This window comes from Bifidobacterium sp. WK012_4_13 (assembly GCF_041080835.1).
Classification (GTDB): Bacteria; Actinomycetota; Actinomycetes; order Actinomycetales; family Bifidobacteriaceae; genus Bombiscardovia; species Bombiscardovia fermentum.
Window position 1 is genome coordinate 766,792 of the sequence record NZ_CP129683.1, and the last position, 19,089, is coordinate 785,880.

General features: G+C 57.9%; 15 protein-coding genes and 1 riboswitch. Of the genes, 2 read left to right on the top strand and 13 right to left on the bottom strand.

Annotated features, from left to right (window positions below; all coding sequences use genetic code 11):
* Positions 1-214: 214 nt before the first annotated feature.
* Complete coding sequence (locus QN062_RS03065) at positions 215-889, bottom strand: DedA family protein (RefSeq protein ID WP_369342139.1); 675 nt, start codon at positions 887-889, stop codon at positions 215-217.
* Positions 890-1,017: 128 nt separating this feature from the next.
* Here QN062_RS03065 and serB point away from each other — a divergent pair, with 128 nt between their 5' ends.
* Entirely contained in the window at positions 1,018-1,632 is a 615-nt protein-coding gene (gene serB, locus QN062_RS03070) for a phosphoserine phosphatase SerB (protein WP_369342523.1), read from the top strand.
* 21 nt (positions 1,633-1,653) lie between these two features.
* Here serB and fmt read toward each other — a convergent pair whose 3' ends face one another.
* The 12 genes from fmt to QN062_RS03130 all read right to left on the bottom strand — a co-directional run bounded on the left by fmt (position 1,654) and on the right by QN062_RS03130 (position 17,828).
* On the bottom strand, positions 1,654-2,631 hold the full coding sequence (fmt, locus tag QN062_RS03075) for a methionyl-tRNA formyltransferase (protein ID WP_369342140.1): 978 nt from the start codon (positions 2,629-2,631) through the stop codon (positions 1,654-1,656).
* Positions 2,632-2,724: 93 nt separating this feature from the next.
* On the bottom strand, positions 2,725-3,459 hold the full coding sequence (locus tag QN062_RS03080; RefSeq protein WP_369342141.1) for an HAD family hydrolase: 735 nt from the start codon (positions 3,457-3,459) through the stop codon (positions 2,725-2,727).
* 93 nt (positions 3,460-3,552) lie between these two features.
* The gene (locus QN062_RS03085; RefSeq protein ID WP_369342142.1) at positions 3,553-5,835 is read right to left on the bottom strand and encodes a primosomal protein N'; all 2,283 of its coding nucleotides are present in this window, start codon (positions 5,833-5,835) and stop codon (positions 3,553-3,555) included.
* Positions 5,836-5,959: 124 nt separating this feature from the next.
* Positions 5,960-9,514, bottom strand: a complete 3,555-nt coding sequence (gene dnaE / locus QN062_RS03090; protein ID WP_369342143.1) for a DNA polymerase III subunit alpha — start codon at positions 9,512-9,514, stop codon at positions 5,960-5,962.
* Between the two features lie 66 nt (positions 9,515-9,580).
* On the bottom strand, positions 9,581-10,522 hold the full coding sequence (locus QN062_RS03095; protein WP_369342144.1) for an RluA family pseudouridine synthase: 942 nt from the start codon (positions 10,520-10,522) through the stop codon (positions 9,581-9,583).
* Positions 10,515-11,006: a signal peptidase II gene (locus tag QN062_RS03100; protein ID WP_369342524.1), complete on the bottom strand. Its 492-nt coding sequence runs from the start codon at positions 11,004-11,006 to the stop codon at positions 10,515-10,517. Before QN062_RS03100 ends, QN062_RS03095 begins: the two co-directional genes overlap by 8 nt.
* A gap of 53 nt (positions 11,007-11,059) precedes the next feature.
* Positions 11,060-12,334: a DivIVA domain-containing protein gene (locus tag QN062_RS03105; RefSeq protein WP_369342145.1), complete on the bottom strand. Its 1,275-nt coding sequence runs from the start codon at positions 12,332-12,334 to the stop codon at positions 11,060-11,062.
* A 103-nt stretch (positions 12,335-12,437) separates the two neighbouring features.
* Positions 12,438-12,719 (bottom strand): YggT family protein, encoded by a 282-nt coding sequence (locus QN062_RS03110; protein ID WP_369342525.1) that lies wholly within the window; start codon positions 12,717-12,719, stop codon positions 12,438-12,440.
* 56 nt (positions 12,720-12,775) lie between these two features.
* Positions 12,776-13,246, bottom strand: a complete 471-nt coding sequence (locus tag QN062_RS03115; protein WP_369342146.1) for a cell division protein SepF — start codon at positions 13,244-13,246, stop codon at positions 12,776-12,778.
* 17 nt (positions 13,247-13,263) lie between these two features.
* Entirely contained in the window at positions 13,264-14,511 is a 1,248-nt protein-coding gene (ftsZ, locus tag QN062_RS03120; protein WP_369342147.1) for a cell division protein FtsZ, read from the bottom strand.
* A gap of 354 nt (positions 14,512-14,865) precedes the next feature.
* On the bottom strand, positions 14,866-15,963 hold the full coding sequence (dusB, locus tag QN062_RS03125) for a tRNA dihydrouridine synthase DusB (protein WP_369342526.1): 1,098 nt from the start codon (positions 15,961-15,963) through the stop codon (positions 14,866-14,868).
* A 347-nt stretch (positions 15,964-16,310) separates the two neighbouring features.
* Positions 16,311-17,828, bottom strand: coding sequence for a glycine--tRNA ligase (locus tag QN062_RS03130; protein WP_369342148.1), 1,518 nt, complete (start codon positions 17,826-17,828; stop codon positions 16,311-16,313).
* Between the two features lie 230 nt (positions 17,829-18,058).
* Positions 18,059-18,159, top strand: a riboswitch (TPP riboswitch).
* Here QN062_RS03130 and QN062_RS03135 point away from each other — a divergent pair.
* Positions 18,150-19,088 (top strand): hydroxyethylthiazole kinase, encoded by a 939-nt coding sequence (locus QN062_RS03135; protein ID WP_394854679.1) that lies wholly within the window; start codon positions 18,150-18,152, stop codon positions 19,086-19,088. Its footprint overlaps the riboswitch before it by 10 nt.
* Position 19,089 lies beyond the last annotated feature (1 nt).

A 19,089-nucleotide genomic window follows, 5' to 3' on the forward strand; every position in this document is an offset into this window, starting at 1 on the left:
GGGGCGGTTGCCATGCCGAGACTCCCTCGACTCTTCCCGTCCCACGATCTTCGGTTCCGTCGGTTGCCTGCACGTCCGGCGATTCGCCGTCTGTCAGGTCAGTGCGCAAGGAATCGTCGCGCCTCTCCATCTGATCATCCTGAGGATGTTCACTCATTGATGTCTCTCCCCCTGCCGCCTTGCCATGCACCAGTCCAAGATGACGCCAAACCGATCACCGTTCTGCGGACCCATGCCGTTCCCGTATCAGATTACGCACCCAGAGCACAATCAGCAGCACGATGACCACTATTGCGACGATGATGACGGCATCTTCCATGATGCCAATCACGCTCATGATCGAACACCACTGTTCAGCAAGGCCGAAACCAAAGCCGATGAGCAGAGTGTTCCACACCGCCGAGCCGAGCAGCGTCCATGCGGAGAAGCGCCAGAAATTCATGGCGCTGAGACCTGCAGGAATCGAGATCAGGGAGCGGACGACCGGAATGACACGCCCGATAAGCACCGACCACGTTCCATACTTTTCAAACCAGTGGTCCGCCTTGGCAAGATCCTTCGCACTCACGCCGGGAATCTTGCTGGCAAGGCGTTCCAGTCGCTCGATGCCAATCCATCGAGAAAGCCAGTACAGCGTCCATGCGCCAAGCAGAGAACCGACCGTAGCCGCGATGATTGCCTCGACAAGACCGATCTTCCCCTGTGACGCCGTGAAGCCTGCAAGAGGCAGAATCACTTCGCTGGGAATCGGTGGGAAAATGGATTCGAGAGCAATCGCAAGCGCCACGCCGATGCCGCCTGCAAGATGCATCATTTCTACAAGCCAGTTGGTTATCGCACCGATGATGCCTGTCTGTTCAGTGGTGCATGCGGAAGCGGCCATAATCATATGAGTCGGATTCATACTCGACATTGTCCCAACGATTTCAGAGAATCGAAACCATGCACAACCAAACTTTGCAAGCTCCGAACAACTCGCCGACGAAAACAAACGCAAATCCACGAAGATTGCTGGTGATGGACGTCGATTCGACGCTCATCGACGAGGAAGTCATCGATCTTATCGGCGATGCCAGTGGCAAGGGCGCGCTTATCTCCGACATCACGAAGCGGGCGATGCGTGGCGAACTGGATTTCAGACAGGCTCTCGACGAACGCGTGAGTCTCCTGAAAGGCGTGCCCGTCTCGGTTTTGGAAGATGTCTTCAAGGAGGTGCACTTCACCAATGGCGCGCTCGATATGATCGCGACGGCGCACGACCGGGGCTGGACCGTCGGCGTGGTTTCCGGAGGATTCCACGAGATCGTCGATGGACTTGTCGCACAGGCGGGAATCGACCATGCCATCGCCAACTCCTTGCAGGTCCATGATGGCCTGCTCACAGGCAGCACCGTGGGCGAAACCGTAACCAAGGAGACGAAGTTGCGCGCGCTCAGAGCCTGGGCGGAGCAGGACGGCGTCGATATGGCAGACACCGTTGCCATCGGTGACGGCGCCAACGACATTCCGATGATTCTCGCCGCCGGAACAGGCATCGCGTTCTGTGCGAAGCCTGCGGTTCGCAAAGCCGCGCCATATACGCTTAATGTCCGAGATCTGAGACAGGTCATCTCAATAATCGATGGGCTATGATCCAAAGCCCCTTCGGAGCCTTCAGTCCAGGAATGCGCTGTCGGAAAGATGCGCGCCCCTTGCCCAGGCGGAGGCATCCATCGCCTTGCGCCCCTGAAGCTTGACCTCACGCAGTTCCAATGGGACGGTCAGGGTCCCCACCCACACATGTCTCTTGGAGGTGAGCAGCTCACCTGGCGAAAGAACGACATCCTTCAGTTCCTGCGGCTGCTCATCGGGAAGATATCTGGCCTCACGCGCATCAAGAACATGCATGAGCAACGGCTTGTCATTGCCACGATCCTGATGCAGATGAGCCCACGCACCAGGTTCGGGAGTGCAGGCGCGAATTTGGCGCTCGACTGCATAGGCAGGCGCGCGGAAGTCGATGTGAGCATCGTCTACGCCTATCTTCTCCGCCTTCTCGAACACTCCCTGCTGCTGTGGTTCTGGACGTGCCTTGCCCGAAGCGACTGCCTTGATGGCCATTGAAAGCAGATGGGAGCCATCCATGGACAGACGGCCCAGCAGCGACCCGGCAGTCTCATGCCTTCCTATTTCCACGGTGGACTGGGCGATGACTGGTCCATCATCCAGCCCTTTGGTGATGCGAAACACCGTCGCTCCCGAAAGACGATCCCCAGCCCAGATGGCGCGCTGAACAGGGGCGGCCCCTCTCCACTGCGGAAGCAGCGAGAAATGAAGGTTATACCAGCCAAGCGGCATCGCATCGAGGGCGGCCTGACGAAGAATCCTGCCGTATGCCACGACCGCCGCAATCTCCGCGCCCGTCGACCTCAGCTCCGAAACGAATGCGGGGTCGCTCGGATTGCCGTCAAGCACGGGGATACCCAGCTCCAGGGCCGCCCGCTTGACCGGGCTGGGCACGAGTCTGCGACCGCGCCCCTGCGGCGCATCGGGGCGCGTCAGAACCGCTACTATCTCGAAGGCATCATCATCTGCCAAGGCTTGCAACGAAGGCACGGCAACCTCCGGAGTGCCTGCAAACAGCAACTTCATATGCTCAACCCCTACCTCTCTCATGCCATGTCGGCACAGCCCTGAAAATGAGCCTCAGTCGCGGCACCATGGCATATTCGTCCACATCCCAGATCATTGCACGGAAGGAATGTCCACTCCTGCAGCGATCAGCGCATTGCGCAGCTTGTATGAGTCCGAGAACTGGAATCCCCGCATTCCCGCCGAATTCGCACCCAGGACGTTCTGTGACTTGTCGTCGACGAAAAGGCTTGCATGGGGGTCGATGCCAAACTGGCGAATGGCGAGATCGTATATGTCCTTATGTGGCTTGCGCATGCGGACATTCCCGGATATGACCTTGTCCTGCAGGGTATGCAGGATCTCGAACCTATCCCAGGCTATGGGGAACATGGTGCGCTCCCAGTTCGACAATCCCCACACGCCAATGCCCGAGTGCCGCAGATCCTGAATGAGCATGCGGGCCCCTGGCACCACGCCCGTGAGCGAATCCTCGAAGTGCTCGACATAGAAGCGAAAGATCTCGGCGTCAGCATGACCATGGGTGCGATCCATCCAGTCGGTCACATCCTCCACGGACTCTCCGCCATCAAGGAAATCGTTGGCGTCGAAGAAGCCCGAAACCGAGTTGTCAAGAAAACGATTGATCGTTTCAGGACTGTATCTGCTGACCAATGCAGCGCTCGGATCCCAGTACACCAGCACATTGCCAAAATCAAAGACGACATCCGTGATCGTCTGACCAGAGGCCACCTTGGCGGGACCCTGAGCGGTTATTGCGTTGGGAACGACAAGGTCAGCGGTGACGATGTCCTTTGGCGCATCCGGCGATTCAATGATTTCAGGCATATTCGACCAATCCTTTCGATAGCTCCCTATACATGGAAACACCCAGCATGGAGAAATGGGCCATGATCCCTTGGACCATCCTCCGGCATTTGACTACATCAGGTCCTTCGGATCCATCTTGAAGTGCAGCTCCTTCGGATTGCGCGTCGCCATATGCTTCGCGACGCTTGCACGCAACCGTAATGCAAGATCGTCCCTGTCTGCGACAGCAACCCTCACTATCGCCCGAACGCGGTCATGCGTACCCTCCAGCTGACGATCCGCCAAGGTTCTTGGCGGTGCGATCGGCACCGGGCCAAGCAGCGCAGGGACATATTCCCCATGTATCTGCACAGCCGCACGCTCTCCTCGCATGGCGCCGACCTCATTGACCGCATTCATGACGGCATCCCGATTTCCCCAGACGCTGGCGGCAGCGACCACTGGCGGCAGCGCGGTCTCGACACGATCATGAAGCTCCTGTCTTGCAAGGATTCCACTATCCCATAGCATGAGCGACTGGGCACAGGCAGGATCCGTTTCTCCGATGAGCATCACCTGACCGCCCATCGTTCGCGGGAGGCATAGAGAGGCCGCACGCATCCAGTCGGTCAGCGAGTCTATTCGAGCATCGACGCCAAGCGCATACAGGCTCGTCCAGGCATCCAGAATGACTACCGCCTGATATGAAGACTGCTGCCTCTCAGGCCGTCTCGACGCCCCCTCCGCTTCAGTCCGGCGCCCTACCGTCTGCCGTATCCTCGGTTCCGCACCAGGCGTCGCAATGACGATCTGAGGCCTGTCAGCGATATCCGTGACTATCCCCCTGGGCTGGAGTGGCGTCGATAGGACGATGGGAACATTACGGAACAGACCTCGTAGCTCCGCTGCCGTTCCCTGCGCGCCTACTCGCAGAACGCGCATGCCTTCATTGCCGCAGTTGGTGCACTTCCAGTCCACCGCTGCGGCGCCGCACCACAGGCAGTGGGCCACTCTCCCGGCGTGCGTGTCTGCATGGAGAGGACCGGTGCAGCGATTGCATCGTGCCTGTCTGTGACACTTGGTGCAGCACAGCACGTCAACGGCATGCTCCCGAGGAATCGAAAGCAGGACGGGTCCCAGCTTCAACGCGCGCTGAATCACGGATACCGCAGTGTGTGGCACGCGAGCGCCTATTGCCAGATCGGCGAGTCTGGAGAGCTCCTCATGGTTAAGCCAGCGAATCCAAGGCGACTGCTCCTGAGTGGCTGTGCGCAGACCTTGGACGTTCACGCTCGTGCCGCACACCGCATTGCCTTCATGGCTGCCGTCGAGAATCTCCCACTGACTCATGGGACTGCGAACGGCGGAGAAATCGATGAAGGTCCCACGGTGGTTCCTGGCACGAAGCCTCAATACTCCGCGAGCATGGGCATAGGGCATGAACCCATCGGCATTCTGATACGCGTTATCGTCCATGATGGCAAAGACCCCACTGCCTTCAACAGGCGCATACATGACGGCGCGTGTTCCGATCACGCAGCGAACCTGCCCGCTCGCCACCGCCTGAAATGCTCGATAGCGCTCCTCCGGTGGCAAGGCCGCTCCGAGAACGGCGAAGTCACCGTCCCATGCACCCTGCGAACCCTTCGCGGGAGCGAAGGGTCTGAGTCCCGCTTCCTGAAGGACCTCGCTCAGATCCTGGACATGCCGCATATCCGGCAGCACCATGACGGCGGATTTGCCAAGAAGCAGTGCCTCCATCAGCGTCCATGAGGCATCGCGCGCCCAGCGCAGAACTCCTGGCAGGACATTCCACACAAAGCTGGAGCCCGCATGCGCGGCAAGCGACCTTCGCACCTCTTCGACATGGTCGTAGCTCGCGCGCAGGCTTTCGAAACGCCTGTCACACCATGCGCGCATGTCTCGTTTCATCGGCTCGCTCATGCCAATCGCAAAGCGGCCGGTGACGAGCCGTTGCTCGGCATCTACGCGGGCAACTCTCGGAGGCACGGCCATGCGCAGTATGTTCGCCCTGGTTCCACCGTATGCACGTGCGATGTCGGTGATGTCCATTCTGCCTTGCTCGCTCACTGCGATGCTCGGACTGACGACCCGCTCTATGAATCGAAGCGTTGACGGTGGAACGGCACTGGTCTGAACGCGATTCCATATGAAACCGAAGAGCAGTTGGCGGCCAAAGCGCACGCGCACACGCACCCCAGGCAGTGCCGCATCATCATCCTTGGCCTGCACCAGATAGTCGAAGGTATCGCCAAGCTGGGTCGCCTGAACATCGAGAATCACCTGCGCGATTGGATTGCGCTCGGCCGCGATGCGCTGGGCAGGCGTTCGTCTGCGACGTCTTCGAGGGGCAAGGCCGTCAAGGGCCAGCTGCTCTGCGTCCGAATCAGCCATGTGTCCCTTTCCCGAAGCTGCGTCAACCAGTCAGATCGACCTCGTCCAAATCCACGATTCCGCGTCGAACCCATGCCGAGGAAATCCGCATCCACAAACATGCATGTCACCAAGCGGAGCATGCCTACATTGGCAGACAGGACGGACCGAACACGGTTTTGATCTCCGCAAATAGACTGGTATCCCTGTGAACCCTGTAGTTGTCTCCGAATGTAAGCACCTGGGCGCTGCCGTCATGCTGCAGCACGACGAGCTTCACCTCGCAATAGCCAGGATGAGCCTTGATGATTCCGCTCAGACGGTTCAGATGCAGCCTGTCCAAGGCTGGTTGTGGAAGCGCTATCATCAGTGGACGTTCGTCCGCGGCCTCTACGCTCGGAACTTCCAGCTCCATCGCACGCATCGACACCGTCTCGTCCCGAACCTCGACCTGGCCTCTGATCTTCACCAGGGTATCGATCGACAGATCGGCAAGGCTGGCCTCATATACCTTGCCAAAGAACATGCACTGTATGGAGCTTTCAAGGTCCTCGACGGTCACGATCGCCCATGGGTTACCCTTGCGCGACACTCTCCTGTCGACATTGGTGATAAGACCTGCGATGGTCACGGTGCGCACGTTGCCATCGTCCATGGATTGCGCGCTGTCGACCAGCTTTGCGATCGAGATGTCGCGCAGACCGGCAAGCACGGATGCCATGCCGCTCAAGGGATGGTCGGACACATACAGGCCGAGCATTTCGCGTTCGAAGTTAAGCTTGGTCGACTTGTCCCACTCCTCGATGTCAGGGACGGTGACCGCGGCGTCTCCCATCGCATCGTCGTCGCTTCCTCCATCGGGATCGGCGAACAGGTCGAACTGCCCTTCCGCCTGCTTGCGCTTGAGCGGGACAAGCGAGTCGATCGCGCTCTCGTGAATCTGATAGAGAGCCCTGCGGTTGGGATCGATGCCATCGAATGCGCCCGCCTTGATCAAGGATTCGATGGTCCGCCTGTTCAAGACATTCAGCGAGACGCGGCGCACGAAGTCGACGAAGTTGACGAACTTGCCGTGCGAGCCTTCCCGCTGTGCGATGATGTCAGCAACGGCCTTGTCGCCCACGTTGCGGATGGCTCCCAGTCCAAATCGCACCACATCGCCGACTGCCGAATATTCGAGGATCGACTCGTTCACGTCGGGCGGGAGGACCTGAATGCCCATACGTCGGGCTTCGCCCAGATACAGCGCGGTCTTGTCTTTGTTGCTGCGTTCGTTCTGCAGGAGCGCCGCCATGAATTCGACCGGATAATGCGTCTTGAGATAGGCCGTCCAATACGAGATCATGCCATAGGCAGCCGAATGCGCCTTGTTGAACGCGTAGCCAGAGAACGGCACCAGAATGTCCCAGACCGCCTGCGCGGCCTCCTGCGAGTATCCGTGGTCCTTCATGCCTTGGAAGAAGGGCACCTTTTCCTTGGCCAGCACCTCGGGCTTCTTCTTGCCCATCGCGCGTCGAAGCACATCTGCCTTGCCGAGCGAATATCCTGCCAGAATACGCGCAGCCGACTGCACCTGCTCCTGATAGACGATCAGGCCGTATGTCTCGTCCAGAACCGCCTTCAACGGCTTCTCGACCTCTGGATGGATGGGGGTTATCTTCTGCAGACCATTCTTGCGCTTCGCATAGTTCGTATGCGAGTTCATATCCATGGGCCCTGGGCGATAGAGCGCTATGAGTGCCGAAATATCGTTGAAGTTATCGGGTTTCAGCGTTTTGAGCAACGAACGCATGCCATCGGAATCAAGCTGGAACACCCCCAGCGTATCGCCACGCGAAAGCAGCTGATACGTTTCCTTGTCATCAAGCGGAATGTCGTGGATGGTGATTTCATCCTTGCCGTTGCGCGTGATGTTCTTCAAGGTGTCTCGTATGACCGTGAGATTGGAGAGCCCCAGGAAGTCCATCTTCACCAGACCGAGCGTTTCGCATGTGTGATATTCGAAGGTCGTGGTTACCGTGCCGTCGTTGCGCTGCATCAGCGGCGAGGTGTTCGTGATTGGCTGCGATGCCATGATCGTGGCGCAGGCGTGCACTCCGGTCTGTCGGATAATCCCTTCGATGCCCAATGCCTGCTCGGTTATGCGCTTGACATCGGGGTCTGATTCATAGAGGTCCCGGTATTCCTTGGCCTCCGCATAACGCTTGGCAGCGGGGTCGAAGATATCCCTGAGGCTGATGTCCTTGCCGTTTGCCGACGGCGGAATCGCCTTGGTCACCTTGTCGCCCATCGAGAATTCGTAGTCCATGATTCTCGCGGAATCCTTCAGCGCCTGCTTGGTCTTGATGGTGCCATAGGTCACGCATTGGGCGACCTTGTCTGCACCATACTTCCTCGCCACGTATTCAAGGACGCGCATGCGGCCCTCAGGGTCGAAGTCCACGTCGATATCAGGCAGGGAGACGCGCTCAGGGTTGAGGAATCTCTCGAAGATGAGGCCGTGCTTGATCGGATCGAGTTCGGTGATGCCCATTGCATAGGCGACCATCGATCCTGCCGCCGAGCCACGGCCCGGACCTACCATGATGCCGTTTTCCTTCGCCCAATTGATGTAATCCGCAACCACGAGGAAGTATCCTGCGAACTGCATCTGGCAGATGACGCCGCATTCGTAGTCGGCCTGCTTCGCCACTCGCTCTGGGATTCCGTCCGGGAAACGTTCCTCAAGTCCCTGTTCCACGTCTCGCAGGAAGAGCGAGGTCTCGTCCCATCCCTCCGGGCAGTCAAACTGGGGCATGAAGGCACCGTCTTCATGGTCGTCGAACATCACATTGCAGCGCTCGGCTATCTCGAGGGTGTTGTCACACGCCTCGGGGAACTCGTCGAACAGTTCGCGCATCTCCTCAGCGGATTTGATGTAATAGCCGCTGCCATCGAACTTGAAGCGTCCTGGTTCGTCGAGTCTGGAACCGGAGTTGATGCACAGCAATGCATCCTGTGCCGAGGCATCCTGCTCATGGACGTAATGCGAATCATTGGTCGCGACCAGCGGCGCATCGATGTCCTTGGCGAGGCGCAGCAAGTCGCTGGTGACCCGCCGCTCGATCTCCAATCCATGGTCCATCAGTTCGACGTAATAGTTCTCGCGTCCGAAAATGTCCTGGAATTCGGAGGCGGCCCGCAAGGCCTCATCGTATTGTCCCAGACGCAGACGCGTCTGCACGATGCCTGAGGGGCAGCCTGTCGTCGCGATCACACCCTTGTGATATGTCGACAGCACCTCTTTGTCCATGCGCGGCCACTTGCCGACCAGACCCTCGAGATTGGCTATGGACGATGCCTTCAGCAGGTTGACCAGACCTTCGTCGTTCTGTGCAAGCAGGGTCATATGGGTTATCAGGCCGTTGCCGGAGACATCGTCGGAATGCTGGGCCTCGGTTCCCCAGTGCACACGCGTCTTATCCTGACGGGCCGTTTCAGGCGTGACATAGGCCTCGATGCCGATGATGGGCTTGACGCCGGCGCCGACTGCGGTTTTCCAGAGCTCATAGGCACCATGCATGTTGCCGTGGTCTGTTATGGCCACGGCAGGCTGTCCAAGCGATTTCACCTGTTCCACAAGGTCAGGGATACGTGAGGCACCGTCAAGCATCGAATAATGCGTGTGCGTATGAAGATGAACGAAACTAGGAGAAGCCATGCCTTCTAACTTAACCCATTGCCTGCCATAAGCAACAGCAAGTCGCCGGGAAGCGGAAGGAACACCTTATTTCTGGGTGTGTCGTGAACGCATCAGATCGAGCGCGATCTGCAGGTCGGAAGGATAGTGCGAGTCGACTCGAGTCCAGACATGCGTTCTGGGATGTCGAAATTCCAGGCGCATCGCATGAAGCCATTGCCTCTCGAGGCCAAGGGACTCAGCCATCTTCGGGTTGGCTCCATACATATGGTCACCCACGAGAGGATGGTTGATCGAAGAGAAATGCACACGAATCTGGTGCGTCCTTCCGGTCTCGAGATTCACACTCACCAAGGTTGCAGCGGAAAACCGCTCCAGCACATCCCAGTGTGTGACTGCATCCTTGCCCATAGGCGTGACCGTGAAACGAAAGTCCGAAACCTTGGCCCGACCTATCGGCGCCTCGATCGTAGCCCTGTCCTGCTCCAGATTGCCTTGAACCAGCGCATGATAGGTCTTTGCAACCTCATGGTTTGCGAACTGCCTGCGCATCTCCTTATATGCAAGCTCCGACTTGCAGACGAGCATGAGACCGCTTGTGCCCACATCCAGACGACTCACGATGCCGTGTCTGCCGGGAGCTCCGTAGCTTGTTATGTGCACTCCCCTGGCAATGAGGCTTCCCAGAACGGTCGGCCCTGACCAGCCTACAGATGCATGCGCAGCCACGCCCACAGGCTTGTCCACGACGACGATGTCGTCGTCCTCATAGGCAATCGCCATTTCAGTGGCTATGGGTTCGCTGCGAGGCTCCGGCCGCTCAAGACGAACCTCCATCGTGTCACCGGCCAGCAGGACGGTCGATTTCGAAAAGCTGCGATCGCTCAGCTCAGCGTGTCCGGAATCGATCAGATCGCTTGCCTTCGCGCGAGACAGGCCAAGCATCTTTGACAGGGCGACATCGAATCTTCTGCCGACAAGCGCATCCGGTACGGGAAGAATCCTGTTCGCTGCCTCAGGATCATTCATTGCCGTCATCAGCATCGGCCGTCCGACCACTCATTCTCCAAGGAACACCGATGCTTACCAGCACGACCATGCCCACTCCGGCACACATCAGAAAGATGTCAGCGACATTGCCGACCGACCAGCCATAATCAAGAAAATCGACGACCTTGCCGTTGAGCACTCCATCCGCATAGGCCACCCGATCGATCAGATTGCCGGCGGCACCGGAAAATGCCATTCCGAGAACGACTATCCAAGCCATCGATGTCGCACGGCAGGCAATCGCTGCGATCACGATGCATGCGACGATCGCAAGGACTGAAATCACCCATGTCGAGTTTGAGCCAAAGCCAAGCGACGCTCCCGGATTCCTGAGAAGGCGGAGCGACAGCAGGTGCGGAATCACCGTTCGAGACTCGGTGAGTGACAGGTATCTGAGCGCCAGCAGCTTGCTGACACGATCGAGAACGAGACCGAGAAGCGCCACGCAAGAGAAAACGGCCACGCTTCTGCGCGGCCGTTGTGCAGCAATTCTCGAAGGAGCATTGCCGTTAGCTGTCACTTATCTTCGCCCTTGTCTGAACCAATGCCATCGAAGGAATCAGTGTTGGACACCTGAGACACAAGCTGACCGAGGAAGGACTTGAGACGACTGCGATATTCAGTCTCGAACTGCTTGAGACCCTGGATATTGCCTTCGATGACCTTCGACTGCGCGACAAGCTTGTCCTTGACGTCCGCCGAGTATTGATCGGCCGCAGAACGGGTGTTGCGATCGTATGCCTGTGCCTTCTGATGGACCTCGACCTCATAGGTGTCGGCCTCGGCACGCTTGTTCTTCGAATACGTATCGGCATCCTGGCGCGTCTTGCCTGAATATGCGTCAGCCTCCGTGCGAACGCGATCGGAATAGCCATCGGCCTCGTCGTGGACGCGCTTTGAATAGTTGTCGGCATCGGCATGGGTGCGGTTCATATAGGAATCGCCCTGGGCGATCAAGTCATCATGCTTGGCCTGACCATCGGCAACAAGCTCGGCACCCTTGGCCTTGCCCTTGTCAACGTATTGATCGTGCAGCTGCATCGCAAGCGTGAGCATGGCCGTCGCGCGCTCTGGCTCGGAATTCGCATCCGCACCGGCTCCAGCAATCTTCTTCAGGCTGCCAGTCTCGGTCGAAGGCTCCATCTTGGAAACCTGCTGACGAAGCTGCTCCTCACGCTGCTTGGACTCATCAAGCTGATGTGACAGGGTGTCGTTCTTCGTGGCGAAGTCACGGGCGCTCTGCTGGACCTGGAAGAGCTGCTGCTTGCTCTGCCCGAGCTGCTGCGCGAGCTCTTCTCCCTTGGTTCTGAACTGATCGCGTTCCTTGCTCACTGCCGCGAGCTGATCGTTCAGCGCCTGCGTGTTATTGCCCTTGGCCGCCTGGGCCGTGAGCTGGTCGATCTGGGAATTCAGCTGGTCGACCTGCTGCTTCAGCTGATCGTTCTGCTGACTCAGAGCCTGCACCTGCTGCTGCGCCTCGTTGAGTTCGCGGGAGCTGTCCTGGGCGGCGGAACCTTGCTTTTCAGCCTGTTCATCCTTGAGTTGCTTGTTCTCTGTCTGCAGAGCCTCGAGCTGATTCGTCAAGTCGGAAATCTTGGTGTTCAGGCTCGTCACATCAGGACTGAGTGATTGCGTCGATGCACCACCTTGAACTGCCTTCTGTCCGAGAGCCTCAACGGTCTCAGTTACCTGATCGAGGAAGTCGTCCACCTCGTCAACGTCATACCCTTCCTTAAACCTCACGGTCTGGAAGATATGCTCTCTAATGTCCTTTGGCGTCAAAAGAGCCATTAATGTCCCACCTCGCTTCAAGCAACATGCTTTGCATTCTTGGTATCAAATCAAGACTTTAGCACGTAGCTGAGTCTTGTGTCCTTCAAGCGACCGCAACACGCTAGATAAGCACTTGCAAAACGACAAGAACGAAGTATAGAACCATGAAACTCATGTCAAGCTGTATGGCACCAAGCGACAGAGGAGGTATGAATCGTCTGAGCCAGCGCAGCGGCGGATCCGTAAGACGATAGACGATGCCTATCAGTGAGGCGACCACGCCTCTCGGATACCACCGTGGAGCAAGGATCCGAGACCAGTCGAGGATCATCCGAGCAAACAGAATCATCAGATACGCGCTGATTGCCCAGTGGAGTATTGCAAAAATCAACGAAACGAGCATGACGCTCACACTAGCAGACAACGCCTGACCGCAAGCTGGGCGTTGTCTTCGAACATTCAGTCCGAGAACAGGTCATGGGAAGCGGAGCTTGGCTTGGGGTCCTCGACCTTGATGTTGACCTGGGCCGGGCTCAGCAGGAACACACGTGGCGTCACCCTCTCGATCGAGCCACGGACTCCGAATACGACACCTGCGGAAAAGTCGACGATCCTATAGGCGACCGCCTCGGTGACGTTGGATAGATTGAGCACGACTGGCACACCGTCGCGCAGCGCCCGCCCCACAAGCTGTGCATCCTCGTAGGACTTCGGCAGGATGGTCGTTATTCGGCTGATTCTCGTCGAGAAATCACCATGGTTGCGCAATGGCACGGAATTCGAGGGTTCCTGGGACATGGGAGTAACCGACCGATCGCTGTCGAAATCCGAGACGGCATTGTCATCCTGCGCCGAATCGATGTCCGCATCCTCATCCACAACGTCTGCCATACCGAGGTATGACATGGCATTCTTCATGAAATTCGCCATTTTAGCCCCTTACCCAATCAGCGAAGAAAATCAGGAATATCGAGATCCCCGGAATCAGATGAATTCTCGGACTCCGTGGAACCATAGTCATCGTGCCTTAGCTCCGCAGCAACGTTGCGTTGGGCCGGAGCCTCCTCCACTCGCACGACGCGATGTTCGGAAGTCTGGTCGGAGGCGGCAGCCTCTGTCTGCTCATCGCTCGACTTATGAATCGGCGTCAGCGGAGGAACGATGGGCTGCTTGCTGCCTTCTGCCTTATGCTGAGGCTGGTGCGCTGCGTGAGCGCCATCTTCATCATTCTTGGAATTCGCGTCGAAGCCAGCAGCGATGACGGTGACTCTGACCTCGTCGCCATATGCGTCATCAAGCGCAAGGCCCCAGATGATCTGCGCCTCGGGGTGAATGGCATTCTGCACCAGCTGAACGGCGGCGGATGCCTCCTGCATGCTCAAATCCGTTGGACCTGCAATGTTGATCAAAGCCCCGTGGGCCCCTTCGATGCTCTCCTCAAGCAAAGGCGAGCTTATTGCGATTTCAGCGGCCTGAGTTGCCCTATCCTCACCCCGGGCTGCCCCAATGCCAAACAGTGCGGTTCCTGAATCCTTGAGTATCGCGGTGACATCCGAGAAATCAACGTGGATGTAGGAATTCATCGTGATCAGATCCGTGATGCCCTGAACGCCGGCGAGCAATGCCGTGTCGGCGGTCTTGAAGGCATCCATGACGCTTACCGTTCGGTCAGAAAGATCAAGAAGCCGATCGTTGGGAATGACGATGAGGGCATCGACCTCATTGCGGAGATTGTCGATGCCGGTTTCGGCCGAAGAGGCACGACGCGGCCCTTCGAAGGAGAACGGGCGGGTGACCACCGCTATCGTCAATGCACCGAGCTGACGCGCGCTTCTTGCGACGAGAGGACTTGCACCGGTTCCGGTGCCACCGCCCTCGCCCGCCGTGACGAACACCATGTCGGAAGCCTTCAAGGCCTCCTCTATGTCAGATTGGTGATCCTGCGCAGCCTTCGCGCCTCGTTCGGGATCGGCACCGGCGCCCAGGCCACGACTGGAATTGTCCGACAACGAGATCTTGACATCCGCGTCTGAACGCAGCAGATCCTTGGCATCGGTATTCACAGCAACGAATTCAACGTTCTGCAGTCCTTCGGCAATCATTCGGTTGACTGCATTGCCACCTGCACCACCAACACCGACGACCTTGATGTTGGTTTTGTCGTTGAAATTGTCAATCTGGGCAATCTCGCTCACAGTAAGCTCCTGTTCTCACGCTTTGTTCCAACTCTATCGCAGTTCATACCCTTAACAAGCGCTATTTCGGGCGTGTATCGTTGTTTTTTTGAAATCAGCAACAATCCCCCCTAGGTCACTCCAGACTAGTCGGTAGTTGCTCTCCATGACAACATTGCGGAAAAAATGGCTGTGTCGAAGCATGACGGAACGCCATGGAATCTCTTCAGCACGCCTTTCCTCACCCATGCGGGCATCCCGCGAGCCGCATCATGACGATCGGGTCATTGCAGGAGCGAGACAGAACGAGGCCGTCAGAACGATGGGTGGCTATCCAACCCAGAAGGCATGCCCACACCCATAGCGACCCCTTCGCTAATATGAAGCATCCATGGGATCGTCCCCGAAAAGCTGCTTGCGTGCCTCAGGCGGCATTGTCCTGGAATCCAACCACCCGTATGGCAGATGAACCTTTCGCGCGTATCTGACACGGCCACGAGGCTTGTCTGCTATCTCCATCGGGAATGGTGTGTCCGCATCGAATCGAGCGACCTTCGCATCCACGTCTGCAACGCTTTCGCATTCCATGAATGCGCGACGAGCCTCGCCGCCGACGGGAAAGCCCTTGAGATACCAAGCCACATGCTTGCGAAGATCGTGAACCGCCATCTTCTCATCACCGTCATAGAACTCGGTGAGAAGTCTGGCATGTCTGGCGATGATTTCACCGATCTGGCCCAGCGTCGGGTTGACACGCTCGGAAGAACCGTTGAGCGCGTTGGCTATGTCTGCGAAAAGCCATGGCCTGCCCTGGCATCCACGACCCACGGCGACGCCGGCGCAGCCTGTCTGGCTCATCATTTCGAGAGCGTCCTCCGCCGTCCATATATCACCGTTCCCGAATACCGGGATGCTCAATTCCTCCGCCAGCTGTGCGATTCGATTCCAGTCGGAATGACCGCCATAGTATTCCGCGGTCGTTCTCGCATGGAGCGTTACTGCGGCGCAGCCTTCCTCCTGAGCGATATGGCCGGCTTCAAGAAATGTCTCATGCTCATGATCGATGCCGACCCTGATCTTGGCCGTGACGGGAATGCCCGCCGGCTCGCACACGCCAACGACTCGATGAATCAGTTCCGCAAAGACATCCAGCTTCCATGGCAGGGCTGAGCCACCGCCGTGACGAGTGACCTTGGGAGCAGGGCACCCGAAATTCAGGTCGACGTGATCGGCCATATCGCCGTCAGCGACCATCGCCGCAGCCTGACGCGTTATATCCGGATTGACGCCATAAAGCTGAAGAGAACGTGGATGTTCACTGGGAGCGAAACGACAGAGCCTGAATGCCTTCGGATTCCTTGCAACCAGCGCGCGTGCGGTGATCATCTCGGCGACGTAGAGACCGTGTGGACCGAATTGTTCGCACAGCACCCGGAATGGCCAATTGGTGACCCCGGCCATAGGTGACAGCATGACAGGCGTCTCGATGTGCAGCTTCCCCAGATTGACGCCATCGAAGCGTCTATCCCTACTCGACGGAAGCGCCGACTGAGTTCCTTCGAACGCTTGCGCTTCTTGGATCCGCTGCCCGCCCTGAACCGATGATCTCTGTCGAGGAGAATCGGAAGACTCCAACGCCTCTGCAGACACGGAAGTCTCAGCAGCCACGGAAACCTCAGCAGATACAGAAGCGTCGGCGTCCTGAACCTTCAGCCCATCACGACCCTGAACATCCCCGGTATCCATATCGCCTCTCAATCAGCGTCACATCGTCTTGGCGAACGCCCATCTAGACGTCCCCTTCGCGGCGTTGTCAACGCTCAGTAGCTTCCGCCTGCCTCAGCGACCTTCACGGGTGCCGATTCATCGATTCCCTGCTCCTGCGAAACGTCCACCGAGCCATCCGCAGCGGTCGAGCCAGTGATGCTCGCCGGGCCTTCGGGATATCGCACGCGCCTCTCCTGAATGCGAGCGCGCACATACTCCTCGACCTTGTCAAGCGCGACGCGTTCCTGCTTCATCGTGTCACGATCACGGATTGTCACGGCTTGGTCATTAGGCGTATCGAAGTCGACGGTGATGCACAGCGGCGTGCCGATTTCGTCTTCGCGACGGTAACGACGGCCGATTGCACCCGACTCGTCATAGTCGATCATCCATTCGTTCTGCCGCAGGTCACCTGCGAGATTATGTGCGATGGACTGCAGCTCGGGCTTCTTGGAAAGGGGCAGGACGGCGGCCTTCACAGGAGCGAGTCGTGGATCGAGACGCAACACCGTACGACGGTCGACTCCTCCCTTGGTGTTCGGAGCCTCGTCGACATCATATGCATCCACCAGGAATGCCATCAGGGATCGAGTCAGACCAGCGGCCGGCTCGATGACGAACGGCGTGTATTTCTGTCCCGATGCCTGATCGAAGTAGCTCAGATCCTCACCCGAATGCTTTGCATGGGCACCAAGATCGAAATCGGTTCGATTGGCAACGCCCTCGAGCTCACCCCACTGCGAGCCTTGGAATCCAAAGCGGTATTCGATGTCGACGGTTCGCTTCGCATAATGCGCGAGCTTCTCCTTCGGATGTTCGTAGTGACGCAGGTTCTCTGCCTTGACACCCAGATCGGTATACCAGCGCGTGCGGGTATCAATCCAGTATTGATGCCAGTCCTCGTCTGTTCCCGGCTGAACGAAGAACTCCATTTCCATCTGTTCGAATTCACGGGTCCTGAATATGAAGTTGCCCGGGGTGATCTCGTTACGGAAGCTCTTGCCCATGTTGGCGATTCCGAATGGGGGCTTTGAGCGCGAGGAACCCATCACATTCTTGAAATCGACGAAAATGCCCTGCGCCGTCTCCGGTCGCAGATAATGAAGGCTGCTGTCATCCTGAACCGGTCCGAGGTGGGTCTGCAGCATCATGTTGAAGTCGCGAGGCTCCGTCCAGTTTCCCTTGGTTCCGCAGTCGGGGCACGGAATGTCCTTCAATCCGTCCTTCGGCTCATGACCGTGCTTCTCGAAGTATGCCTCCTCCAAGGTATCGGCGCGATGACGCTTGTGGCAAGACAAGCACTCGATCAGGGGATCATTGAATACCGAGACATGACCTGAGGCAACCCATACTTCGGTGGGAAGAATGATCGAGGTATCGACGCCGACCACATCGCCGCGGGTGATGACCATGGAACGCCACCATTCGCGCTTGATGTTGTCCTTGAGCGCAACCCCGAGCGGCCCGTAATCCCATGCGGAACGCGTACCGCCATAGATTTCCCCAGCCGGAAACACAAAGCCACGACGCTTCGCCAAAGACACCACTGCATCAAGTCTGGATTCTGACACGGAACACCTCTTGTTGGATTTCACCGGGATTTGAACGAGTTCAAGATTATAGCCACCGCATGACACACCCATCGCATGTCACATGCGGAATCGTGAGGCCTGTCGCCCGTGATTCGGGGGGAATTGCGTGAAGGGCCGTACGTGACGGACAGCACGAACCTTCATCCTTGACCTGGATGCGGGCTGCGCGGCAACGGGAGCCACATGTCTGCGTTGTCATTTATCGTGAAAAAGTCGTGCAGGGGAACTCGCAGCGAGTTGAGAAGGTACAAACCTGACCCTTGGAACCTGTTGGTTAAGACCATCGTAGGGAGGCATGCAATGACCGAATCATTGCCAATCACATCATCCAAAGCAGCATCGCCCTCTTCGGGGCGTCAGGCGTTCCGACCCATGTCACCGGACAGTCCAATCCGCGAGAGGATCAGAGAGGCCTGCGCGATGGTTCGGCAGAAGACTCCTCTGGCCCAGTCCTTCACGAACTTCGTGACGATGAACCTCGTCGCCAACGCGCAGCTTGCAGCAGGTGGCAGTGCGGCGATGAGCTTCCTTCCGGACGACATAGTCGATATCGATGACATATCAGGCGCGAGCTACATCAATGTAGGAACGCTGCTTCCCTCGTATAGGGAGACACTTGAAAAGATCGCACAGGTCTTCTTCGAAAGGCAGTCCCTGTGGGTCCTCGACCCTGTCGCCGCAGGGCTTGGAGCCACGAGAACGGCGATCCTCAGGTCATTTGCGAACTATCCGCCGACGATAGTGCGCGCAAACGCCTCTGAGACAATCGCGCTCTGTGGCATATGGGGCATCAGCCTGGGCCCTGACTCACATGGCGGGATGAATCGTCCAGCCGGTGTCGAGACGGTCGATGACGTCGACAGCGCAATGCCCTATGCAATCGAGCTCGCACGCTATCTGCGCGCCCACAACTCGACGCACACGGCTGCCGTCGCCGTGTCAGGAGAGTGCGATCTGATCACTGACGGGGAACGGAGCTTCAGACTTCCCGGCGGCGATGCGATGATGACGAAGATCACCGGTGCCGGCTGCTCCCTGGGAGGCGTCACCGCAAGCTACCTTGCGGTTTCCGATCCTCTTATCGCAGCGACTGCGGCCTCGCTGCACTATAATCGCGCTTCCGAAAAGGCAGGCGCCGTCGCGAAGGGACCGGGCAGCTTCCAAGCGGAATTCCTGGATGCATTGTGGCAGACCCAGCCGGACGAAATCTGTGCCAGTGACATCATCGAGTCGCGCTGAA